The sequence below is a fragment of the Streptomyces acidicola genome (genome assembly GCF_009377235.1).
Classification (GTDB): domain Bacteria; phylum Actinomycetota; class Actinomycetes; order Streptomycetales; family Streptomycetaceae; genus Streptomyces; species Streptomyces acidicola.
Map to the genome: position 1 here is coordinate 1 of NZ_VMNX01000024.1, position 18,826 is coordinate 18,826.

Below are 18,826 nucleotides of genomic sequence, written 5' to 3' on the forward strand. Positions count from 1 at the left end.
GACAGCGGGCGGCCTGGGGGGTGAGGGCCGGTTCGGGGCCGAGCTCCACGTAGGCGCCGGTCCCGTGCGCGTCGAGCGCGCTCACCGCGTCGGCGAACCGGACGGTGGCCCTGACGTGCCGGGTCCAGTAGTCCGGCGAACACAACTGCTCGGGGGTGGCCAGGGCACCGGTGACGTTCGACAGGACCGGGAGCCGCGGCGGCCGGTAGTCGACAGTGCGGGCCACCCGCCGGAACTCCTCCAGGACGGGCTCCATCAGCGGCGAGTGGAAGGCATGCCCGACGCGCAGCCGCCGGGTTCTGCGGCCCCGCGCGGTCCAGTGCGCGGCGACCTGCTCGACCGCCTCGACCGTGCCCGAGACGACCACGGACCCGGGCGCGTTGACAGCGGCGATGTCGACGGCGCCGGCGGGCAGGGCGGCCCGTGCCTCCTCCTCCGTCGCCTGGACGGCGAGCATCGCTCCCTCGCCCGGGGCCCCGTGCATCAGCCGGCCCCGGGTGGCGACCAGCGCGGCCGCGTCCCGCAGCGAGAACACGCCCGCCGCGTACGCGGCGGTCAGCTCGCCGACGGAGTGCCCGGCGAGCACGGCCGGTCGCAGGCCCCAGGACTCCAACAACCGCAGCAGCGCCGTCTCCAGGGCGAACAGGGCGGGTTGGGCGTGGTCGGTCCGCTGGACGAAGTCGTCCGTGTCCGCAGGGTGGAGCAGCAGGTCGCGCAGTGGCCGGTCGAGATGCGGGTCGAACTGCTCGCAGACCTCGTCCAGGGCCCGCGCGAAGGCGGGGAAGGCCGCATACAGGCCGCGGCCCGCGCCCGGCCAGTGAACCCCCTGGCCGGTGAACAGCACCGCGAGCCCGGCCCCGGCACGGGCACGGGCCCGGAGAACCGACGGATCGGGGCGCCCCTCGGCGAGCGCGTCGAGCGCGTCCGTGGGCAACAGCCCGGCGGGCACCCGCAGTACGGCCCGTTGATCGTGATGGGCGCGGCCGGTGGCCAGTGTGCGGGCGGCCGCGGAGGGGTCGGTCGCAGGGCGGCGGCGCAGGTGATCGGCCAGGGCACGGGCCTGGGCCCGCAGGGCGGATGCGGTACGGGCGGACAGCAGCCACGGCACCGGCGTGGGGCCGGGGCAGGGCATGCCGGGCGCCGCGCCAGGGGCGTGCGGTCGAGGGCGTGTCTCTTCCGACGGCGTGTCCGAGGCCGCGTGCGGCGCGTCCGCTGTGCTCTCCTCCGCCACGAGCCCCTCCTGGGCCGCGCCGGGCGCGGCCTGGACGGGCCCCCTGCCGGTGACCGCCTCCGGTGGCGGTGCGCCGAGTACGACATGGCAGTTCGCTCCGCCCATCCCGAAGGAGGACACGCCCGCGAGCGGGGGTTCGTCCGGGCGGGGCCAGTCCGTGAGGGTCGTCTGGACGCGCAGGCCCAGGTCGATGAGGGGAATGGCCGGGTTCGCGGTGCCGAAGTGGAGGCTGGGAACGAGCTGCCCGTGGCGCAGGCACAGGGCCGTCTTGAGCAGGCCCACCATGCCGGCGGCACCCTCCAGATGCCCCACGTTGGTCTTCGCCGACCCCACACGCAGCGCGTCGGCGGGTTCGCGGCCAATACCGAGGACGGCGCCCAGAGCCGCGGCCTCCACAGGGTCGCCGACCCGCGTCCCGGTGCCGTGCAGTTCGACGTACCGCACCCGGTCGGGGGCGACGCCGGCCGCCGCGCAGGCGCGGCGCAGCACCTCCTCCTGGGCCCGGCGGCCGGGCACCGTCAGCGGGTCCGGACCGCCGTCGGTGGTCATGGCCGAACCGAGGACGACGCAGTGCACGCGGTCGCCGTCGGCGAGGGCCCGGGTGAGCGGCTTGAGCACCACCAGGACGCCGCCCTCGCCCCGCGCGTAACCGTTGGCCCGGACGTCGAAGGTGTGGCAGCGGCCGTCCGGCGACAACGCCCCGGAACGCTGGGCCGCGAGGAGGCCCCCGGCAGCGAGGTTGAGGTGCACGGCCCCCACGAGCGCGGCGTCGGTCTCCTCACGCCACAGGGACGCGCAGGCCACGTGCACCGCGGCGAGGCCGGACGACTGGCCGGTGTCCACGGTGAGACTGGGCCCGCCCAGCCCCAGGACGTGGCTGATCCGGTTGGCGATGAGGCCGCGGAGCAGGCCCGGCAGGGTGTGCGGGGTGACGGCGGCGCCGCCTCGCGCGTGGGACAGCTGTGCGTAGTCGTCGGCCATCGCACCCACGAAGACACCGGTGTGCGTGCCGCGGAGCCTGTCGGGTACGACGTACGCGTCCTCCAGGGCCTCCCAGGCCAACTCCAGCATCAGCCGCTGCTGGGGGTCCATGGCGGTGGCCTCACGCGGGGAGATTCCGAAGAAGTCGGCGTCGAAACCGGCCACGTCGGACAGGAAGCCGCCGCGCGGCGCCGTGCCCGGACCGCCGTACCGCTCCGGCGGCGCTTCGGTGAGGGCGTCGCGGCTCTCGCGCAGCAGCTCCCAGAAGGCGCCGGGGTTCGGCGCGCCGGGCAGCCGGCAGGCCATGCCGATCACTGCGATCGGGTCGGGACGCACGGAGGTGCTCATGGTGGGTGCTCCCTCGTGGGTCGGGTCGCTGTGCCAGCCGATCGTGGGGGCGGGACATGGAAGACGCCTGAAGAATCGTTGGTGTGCACGGGCGCGGACGGCCCTGCGGGCGCCCGTGGCCGGCGCCCTCCCGAACACGCCGTGGTTCAGCTGCCGTCCCGGGCGAGGACACGGGTGAGGACCGTCTCCAGGGCGTGCTCGGGGGAGGGGAGCGCGGCCGTCGTACGCCAGGCGACGAAGCCGTCGGGGCGCAGCAGGACCGCGCCGGTCTCCGTCACCCCCATGGCGTCGTGCCAGGACCGCTCCCGCTCCGTGACGTCCTCGCCCAGACGCAGGACGTCGAGGGCGACACCGGTCCTCCGGGCCACCGCGTGCGCGGCGTCGTACCACTCCGCGGCCTTGGCGCCCGCCATGAGCAACGGCCGACGGCCCACCAGCGAGAGCGTGGAGACCGTACGGCCGTCCTCCGTGCCCAGCCACAGGTGCGGTGCCCGGGTGCCGGGGGCGCCCGACAGGGTGCGGGGCTCGGTGAAGTCGGCCGCGGCGTCCGTCTGTTCACCCTCGTCGGCGATCACCGCAGCCGACCGGTAGCGGTATCCGAACATGACGCTCAGGGTGTCCGCGACGGCCGCGCCCCCCGGTGCCCCGCCGTTGCCGGCCCGGGCCGCGAGCCGCAGCGCCGCCTGGCGCATGGTCGCCCGCCCCACGGGGAGGCGCTCGGTGTCGTAGGTGTCGAGCAGTGCCTGCCCGGCCTGTCCCTGCAGCACGGCGGCCAGCTTCCAGGCGAGGTTGTGGGCGTCCTGGATCCCGGTGTTGGCGCCGTAGCCGCCCACCGGTGGTATGACGTGGGCGGCGTCGCCGACGAGGAAGATCCGGCCCTCGGTGTAGCGCTCGGCGACCAGGGCGGCCATCTCCCACGGCAGCGTGCTCACGATCTCCACGGGCAGGTCGGGTACGCCGACGGCGGCGCGCACCAACTCCGTGCAGCGCTCGGGGGTGTAGGACGCGAACGGGTCGGTGCGCGGGTCGTGGGTGACGATGAGTGTGCCCCTGCGCAGGGTGTCGTCGTGCCCCAGCACCCCGTCCACCAGCGGGCTGGCGATCCGGCACACGGCGAAGCGGCGTTCGCCCAGCGGGCCGCGCAGGTCGGCGCGGAAGACGATGCTGATCTGGTGGCGCAGGGTGCCGCGGCCCTGCCGGGCGATGCCGAGGCGTTCGCGCACCGGGCTGTGGGCGCCGTCGGCCGCGACCAGGTACCGCGCCCGCACACGTCGCTCGGCGCCGGTGTCCCGGTCGTGCAGCGTGGCGGTGACGCCGTCGGCGTCCTGCTCCGGTTCGCGCAGCTCGGTGCCGAAGCGCACCTCGGCGCCGAGCTCGCGGGCGCGGCGCAGCAGGATCGGCTCGATGCGGTCCTGGCTCAGCGAGAGGACGCGGGCCACGGGGCTGATGTCGCCGACGTCCTCGGGTTCCGGGATGCGGGTCACCGAGATCTCCCGCCCGGTCAACGACTCGACCTTGCCGTTGAGGGTGTGTCCGGCGAACCCGGCCGCCTCGGCCAGCAGATCGTCGCTCGCGCCGACGGCATCGAGCAGTTCCAGGGTGCGCGGGTACAGCCCCCACGCGCGGGGATGGACGGAGGTGCCGGCGTGCCGCTCGACCAGGATGTGCCGCACGCCGTGCCAGGACAGGAACAACGACGCGGACAGTCCGACCAGGCCGCCGCCGACGACCAGAACGGGAGTGGTGTCCTCGTGCACGTCAGGCCCCTTCCGCGAGTGCCGGGCCCCGGCCGGGGCCCCAGGTCCCGGCGAGCCTGACAGCGCCCTGTGAAGGACGGCTCGAACCGCGCTCGCGCGCCGGGACCCGGGGCTCGGGCCCGGGGGCTTCACATCACCCGGAAGTTGGCCATCATCCCCATGTCCTCGTGCTCCAGGTTGTGGCAGTGGAAGACGTACCTGCCGCGGTAGCCGGTGAAGCGGGCGATGATCTCCATCTCCTTGCCGGACTCCAGGTCGATGGTGTCCTTCCAGCCCGAATCGTAGGGGCCCGGGTCGTTCTGGTTGCGGCTGAGCACCTGGAAGTGGGCGAGGTGCAGATGGACCGGATGGTGGGCGTCGCCGTCGAAGCGCCAGATCTCGGTCGCGCCGAGTTCCGGTGCGGCGTCGTCCCGCTCGGGGTCGTACGTCTTCCCGTTGATGTCCCAGCCGTCGTCGCTGCGCTGGTTGAAGTCGAACTTGCGGGTCACGGTGGCGGAGGAACGGCTGAGCGGCTCGAAGTCGACGAGTTTCGTGGGCACCCGGCTGTTGTCGGAGGCCTTGCGCACCACGTGGAACTGCATGACCTTGCCGGTGTCGCCGTCGTCCAGCTTGTTGACCATGGCTATCCGGGTGCCGACGGGGAACTTGGAGAAGTCCACCACCACGTCGAAGCGTTCGGCCGGGGCCATCTGGATCTCGTCGTGCCCGATGGGCCGGCCCAGCAGCCCCACGTCGCTGCCGACCTGCACGAAGGCGTTGCCCGACTGCGGGCCGGGGTCGAGGGCGAGCCGGTAGCGGCGGGCGTTGGAGGCGTTGAGCAGCCGGAAGCGGTAGCGGGCGGCGTCGACCTCCAGGACCGGCCAGGGCGCCCCGTTCACCAGGATGACGTCGCCGAGGACGCCCTCCATGAAGTCCTCGGTGACACCGTGCTCGCCCTTCGGACTCGGGTCGACGGCCGGGTAGTCGAAGGCGCCGTCCGCCGTGAACGAGCGGTCGCATATCAACAGCGGGATGTCGCGCTCGCCCTTGGGCAGCGGGAGGTTGTCCTCCGCCTCGTCGTGGACGAGGTGGAAGCCGGCGAGGCCGTGGTAGACCTGCGGGCCGGTGAAGTCCATCCGGTGGTCGTGGTACCAGAGGGTCGCGGCCGGCTGCTCCAGCGGGTAGTGGTACTCCCGGCTGCCACGGGAGATGTCGCCGCCGTGGGCGTCGTGCCCGTCCCAGCCGCTGCCCGGCAGGATCAGGTCGGTCGGGAAGCCGTCGTGCTCGGGCGGGGTCTTGCCGCCGTGCAGATGGACGGCGACCGGCACCTCGAGCTCGTTGGTGTGGCGTACGACGATCGGCCGACCGCTGCGGGTGGTGAGCGTGGGCCCCGGGAACTGGCCGTTGTAGCCCCAGATCTCCGTCTTGATGCCGGGCAGGATCTCCACTTGGGCGGGCTTCTGGACGATGTCGTAGTAGTCGACGCCTCCCTGTGTTCTGGAGGGCTTCAGGACGGACGGGACGGGCAGCGGTGTCTTGAAGGGGGCGGGGGTGCGGGCCCGGCTCTTGCGCAACGCGCCCGTGCTCCCTCCCTCGTCGCTGCAACCGGTCAGGGCGGACGCGACGGGCAGTGCCACGGCGGCGCCCCCGGCGAGCCGCAGCATCTTCCGACGGGTCAGGGACATCCCAGGCTCCTCACTGATGGTGGGAGCGGCCGCCGGTGTGCGTCCGACCGGTGCGCGTGCCGACGGCCGGCCCCCGCGTCACTAGACATTCTACATATAGCGCTTCTACCTATGGAGAGCCGCGGCGTATCCAGGCACTGTCCTCAGGACACGCTCCGGGTGGGTGCCGGCGCTCCGGCGTCGGCGTGCACGGCGAGCCGGGCGCGCAACGGTCCCGAGGCGGCAGCGAGCGCGGTGCCCGCCAGCAGCCCCAGCACGGCCAGCAGCAGGTAGTAGACGGCGTCCGGGACGACGTCGACCAGCTGTGCCAGCCGGCCGCCGGCGGCCGCGCCCACGGCGGCGAAGAGCCAGAACAGGCCGAGCATCCGGCCCGCGTAGCCGGGCGGGGCGACCTCGGCCGCCAGACTCAGCCCGATCGGCGCGACGGCCAGTTCACCGCAGACCAACAGCAGATAGACGACCACCAGCCACAGCGGCGACACCCGACCCTGGGCCGCGGCGGACGCCGCCGCGGCCATCGCCACGAAAGCCGCGCCGCCCAGCAGCAGTCCGGCGGCGAACTTGGCCGGCGCGCCCGCCCGGCGGCCCAGCAGCACCCACAGCGCGGCCGCGACCGGCGACAGCAACAGCAGGAACAGCGGCTGCACGGACTGGAACCAGCTGGCCGGCACCTCGAACGTCCCCAGGGTGCGGTCCACGTCGTCCCGCGCGAACAGGTTGAGCAGCGCGGGCCCCTGGGCGAACAGCAGCCAGAACACCGAGGACGCCGACAGCATCCAGGCCATCGCCCGCAGCCGTACCCGCTCCACGGGGCCGACCGCCGGTGCCCGCAGCAGCGCCCGGTAGTACAGCACCGGGACCGCCAGCACGACCAGCCCGACCAGCATCAGCACCCGCTCCAGCGGCAGCGCGCCGCTCACCGCGGCGACCGTCACCGCCGCCACGGGCAACCCGCCGAGCAGTCCGGCGTGGCACAACACCCGCCGCAACTCCCCGTCGGCCAGCGGTCGTTCCGGCCGTGCGCCCACGTCACCGAAGTGCGACCACCCGGCCGCGTAGCAGACCACGCCGATGACCATGCCCAGCGCCGCGGCGCCGAACCCCAGATGCCAGTGGACCGTCTCCCCGAGGAAGCCCGTCACCAGGGGCGCGAGGAGCGCGCTGACCTGGATGCTCATGTAGAAGAGGGAGAACGCCGCCTCCCGGCGCTCCGGGCGTCCCTGGTACAGGCGGCCGACCATCGCCGCCATACCGGGCTTGACCAGTCCGCTGCCCACGATCACCAGCCCGAGCCCCGGATACAGCCACCCCTCGGACGGCACGGCCAGCAGGCCGTGTCCCGCGGTGATCAGCAGCCCGCCGTACAGCGTGGCCCGGCGCGCGCCGAACAGCCGGTCGGCCAGCCAGCCGCCCGGCAGCGCCGACATGAAGACGAGGGCCATGTACAGACCGGACAGCGCCGCGGCGTCGGTCTCCGGCAGACCGAGGCCGCCCTCGTCCGGGTCCGCCACCAGATAGAGGTAGAGGATGGCCAGCATCCCGAAGAAGCTGAACCGCTCCCACAGGTCGACCACGAACAGGGTGCCGAACCAGCGCGGCTGTCCCAGGAATCCGGTACGCGCCCGCCCGCTCACCGCGTCTCCTCGCCGCCGGCCGTCTCCGGCCGGTGCAGCAGCTCCACGACCGCACAGGACCAGGAGAAACCGGCGCCCACCCCGGCCAGCAGGCACAGCTGACCCGGTGCCAGCGTGCCGGAGTCCACCAGGTGCCCGAAGCCCGCGAACTGGTCCCCGGCGCCCAGGTGTCCCACGCGCCGGCCCCACGACCACGTCGTCCTGTCCACGTCGATGCCGAGCGGCCCCAGGAAATGGGCCTCCAGACGGGGACGGCCCAGGTGCGGCAGCACGAACCAGTCCAGGTCCGCCGCCGTCACCCCGGCGTCGGCCAGGCAGCGCTTGAGCACCGCGCGCTGGCCGTCGTCGATTCGGCCGAGCACGGTGTCCAGGCCGGTCGCGGCCACGAAGTCGCGGCGCGGCGGCTCCAGGTCGACCGGCCGGCGGACCGCGAACGGCGCCTCGCTGAACGGGTCGTCACCCCGGTGCATCCGCTCCAGCCCCGGATCGGAGTGCGTCGCCAGGGCCCGCACCCGCGCGAAACCGCCCCGCCGCGACAGCACCAGGGCCGTCCCGCCGTCGCCGTACGGGGTGCCTGCGTCGCTGCGCCAGCGGTCGAAGCCCGGCGGGCAGAACCGGTCCCCGGTGGTGATCAGGGCCCCGGAGCGCTCCGGGGCGCCGGCGAGGTAGCCGGCCGCCAGGTCCAGGGCGGCCATCCCGCCGTTGGACATCTGGCGCACCTCGATCGCCGGGCAGGTGTTGCCCAGGGCCGTCCGTTGCACATAGGACGCGGGCGCCCACATGTCGTGGCCCTGATGGAAGGTGGTGGCGTGCAGCACCAGGTCGATGTCGGCGGGGGCGGACCCGGACTGCGCCAGGGCCGCCCGGGCCGCCCGCGCCGCCATCTCGGGCCCGGACTCCCCGCGGGAGACCCGGACCGACTCGACCTCGGTACGCCACAGCGCCCGTCGCCGGCGCGGCCCGGCGGCCTCGGCCACGGTCATCGCCGGCGGGAGCCGACGGCCGACGCCGGCGATGTAGAGGTCGGTGAGGCTCACGTGGGCGCCTCCACGAAGGCGGCGACGACCTCGTACACCTCGAAGAACCTCTCCCGCGCACGGTCCTGGTAGGGGCGCAGCGGCGAGGTGGACGGCCGGTGCTGAGTGGTCTCCTCCCAGGCCCGGAAGGCCGCGAGGCTCTCCCACTCGCTCATCACGACCAGGCTGCCCGGATCGTCCGCGGACCGCAGCAGCTCATTGCCGAACAGCCCCGGCGTGCCCGAGAGATGGCGGCTGATCTGCTCGTACGCCTGTTCCACCGCGCCCGGGTCGTCCGCGGGGGCCCGGTGCCACAGCAGCACACGGGCCCGAGCGGTCATCGGGCGCCCCCGGCGGAGGCCGAGGGCAGGAAGTGCACCCCGCTCATGATGTGCATGGCGCCGCCGCGCCGGTACGGATGCAGCTTCGTACGGTGCTCCACATGGGCGTCGCTGTGCTCGAACTCCCTGAAGTGCTTCTCGTCGACCCAGTCGCTGATCACGTAGTACACCGACTCCTCCTCGGCGCTGCGCATCAGCCGCTGGCCCAGGTTGGCCGGGTGCCCGGTGATGACGTTGCCGATGGACAGCCAGGTGCGCTCGAAGTCCGCCTCCATCCCCGGGTTGATCTCGAACCGCAGCAGGACCCGGAAGAGCTCGCCGTCGTTGTCCGGCATCCTCAGATCCCCCCGTCCACTGCGATGGCACCGCCGGTCACGTACCGGGACAGGTCGCCGACGAGGAACAGCACCACGTCCGCGACCTCGTCGGGGGCGCCGAGCCGCCCCAGCGAGGTCAGCGCCCGGTACCGGGCCTGCAACGCCTCGTACTGCTCGGGCGGGAGTTCGGCCGCCGCCTCCGTCTCGATCACGCCCGGGTCGACCATGTTGACCCGGATTCCGCGTCCGCCCAGCTCCTTGCAGAGCGACCGGGTCAGACCGATCAGGCCGGCCTTGGCGGCCGTGTAGTGAGCCCGCTGCGGGAGACCGACCGTGGCCACCCGGGAGCCCACATTGACCACCGACGCGCCCTCGCCGAGCAGCGGCAGCGCCTGCTGCGTCACCAGGTAGGCGGCCGTGAGATGGGTGTCGAGCACCCGGTGCCACTCGCCCTCGGGAAGCTTCTCGAAGGGGATGTGGCTGATGACACCGGCGTTGTTGACAACGGCGTCCAACGAGCCGTACCGGGAACGCGCCTCCTCCAGCAGCCGCCGCACCTGCGCCGGATCCCCGACGTCCGCACGGACCAGGTGGTGCTCGCCCGGTATCTCCTTCAGCTCGCGGGCGAGCGAGGAGGCCGCCTCGTTCTTCTGCCGGTGGCAGGTCAGGACGTTGGCCCCGGCCCGCGCCAGAGTGAGCACGATCGCCCGCCCGATGCCCCGGGTGCCGCCCGTCACCAGCACGTTCCGGTCCGTCAACTGCACGCTCGTCATGACCTCTCCACAGTCCGTGCGGCGGCGGCCGCCTCGACGCGTTCCTTGATGTGCGCCATCTGCACGGCGCTGTTCTTCTCCAGGTGCGCGGCCATCGCCCGGTCGTCGAAGGGCATCTCCTCCTTCACGTGGAACTCCTGGACCCAGCGCATCTCCACGCCGCCGTCGGTCTCGCGGTAGTCCCAGAACAGGCGCATGAACTCGAACGGGCCGGTCTCCACCCGGTGCGCCCGCACCGTGCGGGTCGCCGGGTCGGCCGTGCGCAGCGAGACCCAGCTGTTCACCTCGCCGTTCTCGTCCGGGTACATCGTCAGGCGGAACCGCACGGTGTCGCCCTCGCGCTCCAGGACGTCGACCCGGGCGTACTCGGTGAACAGCCGCGGCCACGACTCCACGTCGTTGGTCATGTCCCAGACCAGGTCCATCGGCGCGTCGATGCGCACCGAGCACTCGGTGCGGGCGGTCACGAGGCCACCGCCCCGGGCAGCCGGCCGCGGACGTACTCGGCCAGCTTCCCGGGCGTGGTCAGGTCCTGGACCGCGTCCTCGGGGATGGCCGTGCCGTACTCTTTGTCGATCTTGGCGACGATCTCCAGCAGGGCCAGCGAGTCGTAGCCCAGGTCGGTGAACTCGGTGCCGGCGATGTCCGACTCCAGGTCCACCGAGTCGTCGACGCCCACCGACGCGCGCATCACGCGCCGCAGGTCGTCCAGGGTGAAGTCCTGCATGGGTTCCTCCAGTTGGCGTGCCAGTGGGTGTTTCGAAAGTCCTGTGCGGTGCCCGCGGTGTCCGGTGCGCGCTCTCGGCGTGCCGGGCGCCGTGGGTGCTGTGCGGGACCTTCGAAACACCCCTAGGTGGGTTCAGTCCTGCACGGCCCGGACCACGAGGGCGGAGTTGAAGCCGCCGTGCCCCCGGGCGAGCACCAGCGCCGTGGAGACGGGCGCGCGCCGGGGGCGTTCGACCACCAGATCGATGTCGTAGTCCGGGCCGGGCTCGGTGACGTTGGCGGTGGGCGGGACGACGCCGTCGCGGATCGACAGCAGCGCCGCCACCACGTCGAGGGCGCCGGCCCCGGCGTACAGCCGTCCCGTCATCGACTTGGGCGCGGTCACCGGCACCCGGTGCGGGCCGAAGACCGCCGAGATCGCCTCGGCCTCCGCGCGGTCCAGGTGCGGGACCCCGGAGGCGTCCGCGAACACCACGTCCACATCGGCGGGGGCCACCCCGGCGTCCGCCAGGGCCCGTTCCATGGCGACGCGCAGCGTCGGCGGCCGCCCGCGCCCGGGGGCCGGGTCGAAGGTGGCGGCGTATCCGGCGATCTCGCCGTAGCGGTGCGCGGCACCGCGCTCGGCGGCCCGCCGCGCGTCCTCGACGATCAGAATGGCGCCGCCCTCGCCCGGCACATGGCCACAGGCGTCGGCGGCGAAAGGCAGATAGGCGCGGGCCGGGTCGTCGCGCCGGCTGAGGTGCCCGGGCAACTGGGCGACCAGGCCCGCCGGCGACATGGCCGACTCGGTCCCGCCCACCATGACCATCCGGTGCCCGCTCCGCAGCAGCCGGCGGCCCTGACCGATGGCGTCGAGGCCGCCGGCCTGCTCGCTGACCACGACACCGCACTGCCCGCGCAACTTGTGCCGGATCGACAACTGCCCGGTGGTCGCCGCGAAGAACCAGGCGATCGACATGTAGGCGCCCACGTCCGAGGGCGAGCCGTTCCACAGGTTCTGCAGCTCCCGCTGGCCGAACTCCACGCCGCCGGTGGCGTTCGCCGTGACCACGCCCATCTCGTACTCGGGCAGCTCGGCCGGCACCACACCGGCGTCCTCGATCGCCATCTGCCCGGCCGCCAGTGCCAGATGACTCATGGCGGAGGTTTCCACCAGCAGCCGGCTCGGCACATGGTCCGCCGGATCGAATCCGCTGACCTCGCCGGCCAGCGTCACCGGGTACGACGAGGGGTCGAACCGCTCGATTCGGTCGATGCCGCTCTTGCAGTCCAGCGTCGCCGCCCAGTACGCCTCGGTGTCCGTTCCGTTGGGGGCCATCACGCCCAGTCCCGTGACCACGGCCGTCATGCGGGCACCGCCTCGGGGTCGGCCACCACGATGGCGCTCTGGAAACCACCGAACCCGCTGCCGACGGACAGCGCGACGTCCGTGCGGTGCTCACGCGCCGTCACCGGCACGTAGTCCAGGTCGCACTCGGGGTCGGGCCGGGTCAGGTTGGCGGTGGGCGGCACCACGTCGTGCGCGACGGCCAGCGCGCAGGCAGCCACCTCGATGGAACCGATCGCGCCGAGCGAGTGCCCCACCATCGACTTGATCGAGCTCATCGGTACCCGGTAGGCGTGCTCGCCCAAGGTCGTCTTCACCGCCGCGGTCTCGTGCCGGTCGTTCTGCCGGGTGCCCGAGCCGTGGGCGTTGACGTAGTCGACGGCGTCCGGGTCGAGCCGGGCCTCGTCGAGGGCCACCCGGATTGCCTCCGCCATCTCCCGGCCGTCCGGCTTGAGCCCTGTCATGTGGTAGCCGTTGGCGCGCCCGCCGTAGCCGGCGATCTCGCAGTAGACGCGCGCGTCCCGGCGGCGGGCCGCCTCCAGCGACTCCAGGACGAAGAAGGCGGCGCCCTCCCCGAGGACCAGCCCGCGCCGCTCCGCGTCGAAGGGGCGGCAGGCCGCGTCGGGCTGGTCGTTGTAGGTCGAGGTGGCCTTGATGGCGTCGAAGCAGGCCAGGGTGATGGGGGAGATGGGCGCGTCGGTCGAGCCGGCGATCACCACATCGGCGCTGCCGTCGCGCAGTAGCGCCGTCGCGTGCCCCAGCGCGTCGATGCCCGAGGTGCACCCGGACGAGACCACCGCGGTCGGTCCCTCGGCCCCGCACGCCCAGGCCACCTCCCGCGCCAGCGAACTGGGCGCGAAGTAGTCGTACAGATGGGGCACCGCGTACTCGTGGTCGACGAGCCACTTGCGGCCGCCGTCGCTGACCACCCGGTACTCCTGCTCCAGGCCCATCGTGCAGCCCACCGCGTTGCCCACGGTGACCGCGGTGCGGGTCGGCTCCCGGGCGTCCAGGTCCAGCCCGGAGTCCAGCAGGGCCTCGCGGGTGGCCACGACGGCGAGCTGGGCGGCGCGGTCCATCCGCCGGATCTCCTGCGGGCTCAGCCCGTGCGCGGCCGGGTCGAAGTCGGCCTCGGCGGCCACCTGGCAGCGGAAGCCGGCCGGATCGAAGAAGGTGATGCGCCGGGTGGCGGTGCGCCCCGCCGTGAGCATCGACCAGAAGGCGTCACGGCCGACGCCTCCGGGCGCCACCACGCCGATGCCGGTGACGGCGACACGCGGGGCGTTCATCGCGCGCCACCGACAGGCGGGGCCGGCTCGTCCGACCGCTCCGGCAGGAACTCCGTGTCGACGTGGCCCAGTTCGGGCCGCGGCGCCAGCGGTGCCAGGTGGAAGATGACCCGGGCCGGCTCGCCGCACAGGTTGACCATGCGGTGCCGCACGCCCTTGGGCACCATGACCGAGTCGTCCGCCGCCAGGTCGATCAGCTCCTCGCCGATCCGGATCTGCAGCCGGCCGGTGATGACGTACACGAACTCCTCGGAGTACGGGTGGAGGTGCTCGCACACGTACTCTCCGGGCTCCAGCGTGAGCGAACCGCCGAAACCCGACGTCGAGTGGACGGTGCGCGGACTGAGCAGGATGCGGACGTCACCGCCGCGCTTCCGGTTCGGTTCGACCGCGGCGCGGCTGACCTTGCGCACCACAGGTGGGGGAGTCACGTTCTTCTCCTCGTCGCCGGGGACGCCGGCACCGGTGGCGTTCACCGGTTGGGCGTCCAGGTGTAGAAGGCCTCGGCCATGGCGTCCTTGGGCTCGCGCCAGTCGGGGTCGTACGGCGTCATGAACCGGGCGAGCTTGGTGTGGATGTCCTGGTAGAGGGGGTGACTGCGGGCCCGGTAGAGGTTCTCGGTGATGTCCTGCTCGGCCTCGACCAACTGGAAGTACAGGCCGTGGAACCGGAACAGGGTGCGGCGCGAGACGCCGACCATGTACGGCAGTTCGGTCGCGTCCGACTCGGCCCAGATCTTGGCCACCGCCTCGGTGTCCTCCGGGTTCATCTTCGCGACGACGAGGGTCCTGTGCGCCATTGATGCCTCCTCGTTCCTGTGGGTCGATCGTGCTGGTGGGGTCTCGAGCCCGTGTGAAGGGCGGCTGAAAGCCGTCAGCCGGTGATCCGGAACCGTCCGACCCGCACCCGCGAGCCGGCCAGCAGCAGCTCGTCACGGGTGGGCTGGCGGTCGCCGGGCAGCCCGACCCGCAGGGCGGCGACCGCGCCCGGGCCCTGCCGGCCGGCGAGGTCGCCGAGCAGGTCGGCGACCTGTGCCGGGTCCTCCACGACCCGCGGTTCGGCCGTCCGCCAGCGGCCCCGCAGGCGCAGCCGCACCGGCCGGCCTCCGCGCAGGTTCACGGGCCAGCCGGTGCCGACGCTGGTCGCGAGGATCTCGTCGCAGTCGTCGCCCCAGGGCCGGTAGGCCACCGGGATCCGGTAGCGGGTCCCGGTGCGGCGGCCGGTGTACTCGAGCAGCATCAGCCGCCGGCTGACGAGGACGTGCAGGGGCGACATCAGCAGCGGCCGCACGATCCGGTTGGCCGCGCGGGCGATCGCGACCGGCGGCGGTTTCCAGTCGTCGACGGTGTCGGCTCTCCCGCTCATGCCAGTGTCACCAGCTTGTAGAAGCCGTCGAACGCCCTGGGCCGGCCGGTGGTGGTGCTGGTGATCCACGAGCTGAGCACATAGCCACCGGGCCGCAGCGGCAGCCCCACCCGCGCCGAGCGGCCCGGGGACAGCGGCGGGGACCCGGCGGCACCGCCGATGATCGGGTACGACGGCGGTGGGGTGCCGTCGCGCAGCGCTGCGAAGAACGCGTCCACCTCGGCGGCGGTCGTGCCCGGCCGCACGGGCAGCAGCACGGCCTCGTTGAGCACACCGGAGTCGTTGACGCACAGGTGCGTGCCGTTGGCGTGCAGTTGTCCGCCGCCGGACACCCAGAACCCGGACGGGGTGTGCCGGATCACGTCCACGGGCACGGGAGGCTCCCCGCGGCCCACCCCCTCGACGGTCAGCCGGTGCGCGACCGGACGCTCGCTGCTGTCGAAGTCGTAGGCGATGAAGTAGTACGTGCCCGGCCACAGGATCTGGGTGAACACCGCGTCGATGCCGGGCTGGACCGCGGCACCGCCGAGGTTCACCGCCTCGCTCTCGACCACGGCGGCGGCCGCGGCGGCCTCGTCGGGCGTGGGCGCGTTCGTCATCGTGGTCAGGTCGTCGAGGTACTTGTCGATGGGGACCCGCAGCTGGACGAGCGGCAGCCCCATGCCGCCCTCCGTGGGCGTGCTGACCCGGAACGACACGGGTCCGGCGGGCACCTTGGCCGGCGCGGTGACCGAGCCCGCGGCGACGACGACGTCGTACACGGAGGCCTTGCCGGACCGCGCGGCTGGGGCCGCGGCTGCCCGGGAGGCGCCGGGCAGCGCGCCCAGCAGGGCGCCCGCGGTCAGGCCGGCGCCGAGGAGCATCCGCCGCCTGGACAGGCCGGTGTCGGTGCTGAGGGGCAGAGAGGTCACGGTACGGGTCTCCTTACGGGGTGGGGCATACGGCGATGGGTGACAGTCGGGGCAGGGGCTGCCGTACGGCTAGCCGGCCGTGCCGCCCTTGTGGCCGACGATCAGGGAGTCGGCGTCCGTCAGCGGCAGCGTCTCGGTGCGCTCGAAGCCCGCCTGCGCGAGCCAGCCGCGGCAGTCGGCGCCGGAGTACTCGGAGCCGCCCGCGGTGACCAGTTGCATGTTCAGGCTGAGCAGCAGGTTCTTCGGGTCGCGCCGCTCGTCGTCGATGAGGGCGTCGTAGATGAGGACCGCACCGCCTGCGGGCAGCGCGTCGTAGGCCTTGCGCAGCAGGGTCAGGCGCTGTTCGTCGTTCCAGTCGTGCAGGACGTGGCCGAAGATCAGCACGTCGGCGGAGGGCAGCGGGCCGGTGAAGAAGTCGCCGGCGTGGAAGTCGAGCCGGTCCGCGAGACCGAGCCGGGCCACGTGCTCGTCGAAGAACGGCTCCACCGGCGGGAGGTCGAAGCTGGCGCCCCGCAGGTGTGGGTGCTCCTTCACGATCGCGGCGGCGAGGTTGCCCCGGGCGCCGCCGATGTCGATGAACGAGGTGCGGCCGCTCCAGTCGAACTCCTTGGCCAGCGCGGGCCCGACCAGCGCGTTGGCGCCGTCCATGGCGATCATGAAGCCGCGGACCGCCTCCGGCTTGGAGTAGAAGTCGTCGAAACGCGTGGGCCCCTTCGTCTGCGGCGCGCCGGTGCGCAGCAGGTCCGTCAGCTGCGCCCACAGGTTGAACTGCCAGTTCAGCATCTTCAGGAAGCCGCCCCGGTAGGGCAGCTTGGCCTGGTCGAGGTAGAGGTCGGCGGCGGGGCTGTTGCGGTAGACGTCGCCCTCGCGCTCCAGCGCGCCGAGACCGACCAGCGCGTCCAGGAAGTCGCGGGTGGCGCGAGGGTGCAGCGAGAGCCGCTCACGGATCTCCGGCTCCGCTGCCGGCTTTTCGGCCAGCAGGCTGAACAGTCCGAGTTCGACGGCGCTGAGCAGGGTCTTGGACGCCCAGTAGCTCTGCCCGAGCTCCAGCAGGGCGGCGGCGTCGGGGGCGTCCGTGGCGTCGGACGCGCTGGGGGCGTGCGTGTCGGGCATGCGGAACTCCCTGGGATGTGGGGCGGATGGAAGAACGGCGGGCGGCCTGAGGGCTCACAGGGCCAGGCGGACCCGGTAGCGGTCCAGCCAGTCGTTGAGCTGGAAGAGCATCTCGACGTGGGTGCGGGCCACCCAGGCACGAGGTCCGGTGACCAGGGCCTCGGGGTCCTCGGTGAACACCCGGGCCGCCTCGGTGTCGATCAGTCCGGCGGCCGGCGCGTCACGGTCGGCCGCCAGGCGGCGCAACCCGTCGCACAGGGCGCGCGCGTACGCGACGTCCTGCGTCACCGGGTAGGGCGACTTGCGCCGCTGCAGGATCGACTCGGGCAGGACGTCGGTGAGCGCCGCCCGCAGCAGGCTCTTCTCCCGGCCGTCGAAGCCCTTCATCGACCACGGCGCGTTGAACACGTACTCGACCAGTCGGTGGTCGCAGTACGGCAGGCGCAGGGCCAGGCCCAGCGACTGCGCCACCGACTCGCTGTGCGGCAGCAGGGTCTCCAGCCAACTGGTGACGTTGAGGTACCAGATCTCCCGCATCCGGCGCTCCTCGCCGGAGGCCCCGGGCACGTGCGGGACGCGCGCCATCGCCTCCTGGTAGCGGTCGGAGCAGTAGCCGGGCACATCCAGCTTGGCCAGCAGGCCGGGCTCCAGCAGGTCGGTGCCCATCCCGTTGCGGCCGCCGCTCCACTGCGCCATCGCCGTCCACGGGAACGTCCGCGCCTTGAGCAGCGGCGGCATGGACATCCACATGGTGCCGCCGAAGATCCCGTCGGCGGCGTCGCCGAGGACCGCCACGTCGGCGTGCTCCCGGATCGCCCGGAAGAGCACGTACAGCGAGGTGTTCATGTTGCCCAGCGGGCTCGGCACGTCCTTCGCCCGCAGGGTGTTGGCCTTCACCACGGGATCCAGCAAGTCCTCCGTGCCGAGCACCACGTCGGTGTGCTCGGCCCCGACCTTTTCGACCAGTTCCCATGCGTAGGGGGCGTCCGGCGTCGACCACACCTCGTCGGCCTGGAACTCCTTCTCCTCGCGGAAGGAGGCGGTGAACGTCCTGAGCGGCGGCGCGCCCCGCTCGCGCAGCACCCGGGCGGCGAGCGCGGTCACCCCGCTGGAGTCGAGACCGCCCGACAGCATCAGGCACAGCGGCACGTCGGCGTCCAGCTGCTCGGCCACCGCCTGCTCCAGCAACTCCCGTACGGTGCGCACGGTGGTGTCCAGGTCGTCGGTGTGCTCCCGGGCCTCGAGCGCCCAGTACGTCTCCTCGCGCAGGCCCGCGCGGCTGACCCGCACCAGATGGCCGGGGCGGACCTGGTGCATCCCGCGGAAGACACCGTGCCCGGGCGTCCCGGCGTAGGAGAGGATCTCCCGCAGGCCGTCCAGGTCGACGACCGGTTCGACGAGCGGATGGGCCAGGATCGCCTTGCGCTCCGAGCCGAAGACCACTCCGTGCTCGGTGGGGTGGTAGAACATCGGCTTGTTCCCGAGCCGGTCCCGGGCCAGCAGCAGTTCCTGGGCGCGGTGGTCCCACACGGCGATGCCGAAGACGCCCACCAGCCGCCGTACGCAGTCCGCGCCCCAGCGCAGGTAGGCGGCGAGGACGACCTCGGTGTGACCGTCGCCGCGGAAGCGGTGCCCGGACGCCTCCAGCTCCCGGCGCAGCCCGGCCGCGTTGTAGATCTCCCCGTCGAGCGCGGCCACCGCCACCGTCTCGCCGTCGGAGAGGAACGCGACCGGTTCGGGCGGCGCCTTCGGGGCCACGGTGATCTGGCGGCGGTGGCCGAGCACCGCGCGCTCGCTGGACCACAGTCCCTCTCCGTCGGGGCCGCGGCAGGCCATGGTCGCGGTCATCGCGCGGACAGTGGCCCGCTCGCGCGTCAGGTCGCGACGGTGGTCGACCCATCCGGCGATACCAGACATGTGCGCTCCTCGTGTTGGGGTGTCGGCCGGGGCGGTGAAGTCGCACCGCACGCCCGGCGGCGGAGGGCGGGACGCGCTCTCCGGCGACGTACGGCGCGTACGGCGGACGCGGGCCG

18 protein-coding genes are annotated in these 18,826 nt (G+C 73.1%); all 18 read right to left on the bottom strand.

Features of this window, described 5'->3' with window-relative positions; all coding sequences use genetic code 11:
- Nucleotides 1-2,560 (bottom strand): type I polyketide synthase (locus FPZ41_RS09810; protein WP_152861099.1); only part of this gene is annotated, 2,560 nt, incomplete at its 3' end.
- A 146-nt stretch (nucleotides 2,561-2,706) separates the two neighbouring features.
- Complete coding sequence (locus FPZ41_RS09815; RefSeq protein ID WP_322620028.1) at nucleotides 2,707-4,317, bottom strand: FAD-dependent monooxygenase; 1,611 nt, start codon at nucleotides 4,315-4,317, stop codon at nucleotides 2,707-2,709.
- A 128-nt stretch (nucleotides 4,318-4,445) separates the two neighbouring features.
- The gene (locus tag FPZ41_RS09820; RefSeq protein WP_152861101.1) at nucleotides 4,446-5,981 is read right to left on the bottom strand and encodes a multicopper oxidase family protein; all 1,536 of its coding nucleotides are present in this window, start codon (nucleotides 5,979-5,981) and stop codon (nucleotides 4,446-4,448) included.
- A 143-nt stretch (nucleotides 5,982-6,124) separates the two neighbouring features.
- Entirely contained in the window at nucleotides 6,125-7,615 is a 1,491-nt protein-coding gene (locus FPZ41_RS09825; protein ID WP_322620029.1) for a peptide MFS transporter, read from the bottom strand.
- A complete protein-coding gene (locus tag FPZ41_RS09830) occupies nucleotides 7,612-8,652 on the bottom strand; it encodes a ketoacyl-ACP synthase III family protein (protein ID WP_407698768.1) in 1,041 nt (346 codons plus the stop codon). Before FPZ41_RS09830 ends, FPZ41_RS09825 begins: the two co-directional genes overlap by 4 nt.
- Complete coding sequence (locus FPZ41_RS09835; protein WP_152861103.1) at nucleotides 8,649-8,972, bottom strand: antibiotic biosynthesis monooxygenase family protein; 324 nt, start codon at nucleotides 8,970-8,972, stop codon at nucleotides 8,649-8,651. The genes FPZ41_RS09830 and FPZ41_RS09835 overlap by 4 nt, the downstream gene beginning before the upstream one ends.
- Complete coding sequence (locus FPZ41_RS09840) at nucleotides 8,969-9,307, bottom strand: antibiotic biosynthesis monooxygenase family protein (protein WP_152861105.1); 339 nt, start codon at nucleotides 9,305-9,307, stop codon at nucleotides 8,969-8,971. Before FPZ41_RS09840 ends, FPZ41_RS09835 begins: the two co-directional genes overlap by 4 nt.
- Nucleotides 9,308-9,309: 2 nt before the next feature.
- Nucleotides 9,310-10,062, bottom strand: a complete 753-nt coding sequence (locus FPZ41_RS09845) for an SDR family NAD(P)-dependent oxidoreductase (protein WP_152861107.1) — start codon at nucleotides 10,060-10,062, stop codon at nucleotides 9,310-9,312.
- Entirely contained in the window at nucleotides 10,059-10,529 is a 471-nt protein-coding gene (locus tag FPZ41_RS09850) for an SRPBCC family protein (RefSeq protein ID WP_322620030.1), read from the bottom strand. The genes FPZ41_RS09845 and FPZ41_RS09850 overlap by 4 nt, the downstream gene beginning before the upstream one ends.
- The gene (locus FPZ41_RS09855; protein WP_131559523.1) at nucleotides 10,526-10,789 is read right to left on the bottom strand and encodes an acyl carrier protein; all 264 of its coding nucleotides are present in this window, start codon (nucleotides 10,787-10,789) and stop codon (nucleotides 10,526-10,528) included. The genes FPZ41_RS09850 and FPZ41_RS09855 overlap by 4 nt, the downstream gene beginning before the upstream one ends.
- Before the next feature lie 132 nt (nucleotides 10,790-10,921).
- The gene (locus FPZ41_RS09860) at nucleotides 10,922-12,136 is read right to left on the bottom strand and encodes a ketosynthase chain-length factor (RefSeq protein ID WP_152861109.1); all 1,215 of its coding nucleotides are present in this window, start codon (nucleotides 12,134-12,136) and stop codon (nucleotides 10,922-10,924) included.
- Entirely contained in the window at nucleotides 12,133-13,404 is a 1,272-nt protein-coding gene (locus FPZ41_RS09865) for a beta-ketoacyl-[acyl-carrier-protein] synthase family protein (protein ID WP_152861110.1), read from the bottom strand. Before FPZ41_RS09865 ends, FPZ41_RS09860 begins: the two co-directional genes overlap by 4 nt.
- The gene (locus FPZ41_RS09870; protein ID WP_322620031.1) at nucleotides 13,401-13,880 is read right to left on the bottom strand and encodes a cupin domain-containing protein; all 480 of its coding nucleotides are present in this window, start codon (nucleotides 13,878-13,880) and stop codon (nucleotides 13,401-13,403) included. Before FPZ41_RS09870 ends, FPZ41_RS09865 begins: the two co-directional genes overlap by 4 nt.
- Nucleotides 13,877-14,203: a TcmI family type II polyketide cyclase gene (locus FPZ41_RS09875; RefSeq protein WP_152861112.1), complete on the bottom strand. Its 327-nt coding sequence runs from the start codon at nucleotides 14,201-14,203 to the stop codon at nucleotides 13,877-13,879. Before FPZ41_RS09875 ends, FPZ41_RS09870 begins: the two co-directional genes overlap by 4 nt.
- 74 nt (nucleotides 14,204-14,277) lie before the next feature.
- Nucleotides 14,278-14,769 (bottom strand): PNPOx family protein, encoded by a 492-nt coding sequence (locus FPZ41_RS09880; RefSeq protein ID WP_152861114.1) that lies wholly within the window; start codon nucleotides 14,767-14,769, stop codon nucleotides 14,278-14,280.
- Nucleotides 14,766-15,680 (bottom strand): hypothetical protein, encoded by a 915-nt coding sequence (locus tag FPZ41_RS09885; protein WP_152861117.1) that lies wholly within the window; start codon nucleotides 15,678-15,680, stop codon nucleotides 14,766-14,768. The genes FPZ41_RS09880 and FPZ41_RS09885 overlap by 4 nt, the downstream gene beginning before the upstream one ends.
- Before the next feature lie 69 nt (nucleotides 15,681-15,749).
- A complete protein-coding gene (locus tag FPZ41_RS09890; RefSeq protein ID WP_152861119.1) occupies nucleotides 15,750-16,793 on the bottom strand; it encodes a methyltransferase in 1,044 nt (347 codons plus the stop codon).
- Between the two features lie 54 nt (nucleotides 16,794-16,847).
- A complete protein-coding gene (gene asnB, locus FPZ41_RS09895) occupies nucleotides 16,848-18,710 on the bottom strand; it encodes an asparagine synthase (glutamine-hydrolyzing) (RefSeq protein WP_152861121.1) in 1,863 nt (620 codons plus the stop codon).
- Between the last annotated feature and the right edge of the window lie 116 nt (nucleotides 18,711-18,826).

Bases quoted from the DNA above. Each gene is read 5' to 3' on its own strand.
- FPZ41_RS09845 (WP_152861107.1), bottom strand. From the start codon at position 10,062: ATGACGAGCGTGCAGTTGACGGACCGGAACGTGCTGGTGACGGGCGGC.
- FPZ41_RS09855 (WP_131559523.1), bottom strand. From the start codon at position 10,789: ATGCAGGACTTCACCCTGGACGACCTGCGGCGCGTGATGCGCGCGTCG.
- FPZ41_RS09860 (WP_152861109.1), bottom strand. From the start codon at position 12,136: ATGACGGCCGTGGTCACGGGACTGGGCGTGATGGCCCCCAACGGAACG.
- FPZ41_RS09840 (WP_152861105.1), bottom strand. From the start codon at position 9,307: ATGCCGGACAACGACGGCGAGCTCTTCCGGGTCCTGCTGCGGTTCGAG.
- FPZ41_RS09865 (WP_152861110.1), bottom strand. From the start codon at position 13,404: ATGAACGCCCCGCGTGTCGCCGTCACCGGCATCGGCGTGGTGGCGCCC.
- asnB (WP_152861121.1), bottom strand. From the start codon at position 18,710: ATGTCTGGTATCGCCGGATGGGTCGACCACCGTCGCGACCTGACGCGC.
- FPZ41_RS09890 (WP_152861119.1), bottom strand. From the start codon at position 16,793: ATGCCCGACACGCACGCCCCCAGCGCGTCCGACGCCACGGACGCCCCC.
- FPZ41_RS09820 (WP_152861101.1), bottom strand. From the start codon at position 5,981: ATGTCCCTGACCCGTCGGAAGATGCTGCGGCTCGCCGGGGGCGCCGCC.
- FPZ41_RS09880 (WP_152861114.1), bottom strand. From the start codon at position 14,769: ATGAGCGGGAGAGCCGACACCGTCGACGACTGGAAACCGCCGCCGGTC.
- FPZ41_RS09875 (WP_152861112.1), bottom strand. From the start codon at position 14,203: ATGGCGCACAGGACCCTCGTCGTCGCGAAGATGAACCCGGAGGACACC.
- FPZ41_RS09835 (WP_152861103.1), bottom strand. From the start codon at position 8,972: ATGACCGCTCGGGCCCGTGTGCTGCTGTGGCACCGGGCCCCCGCGGAC.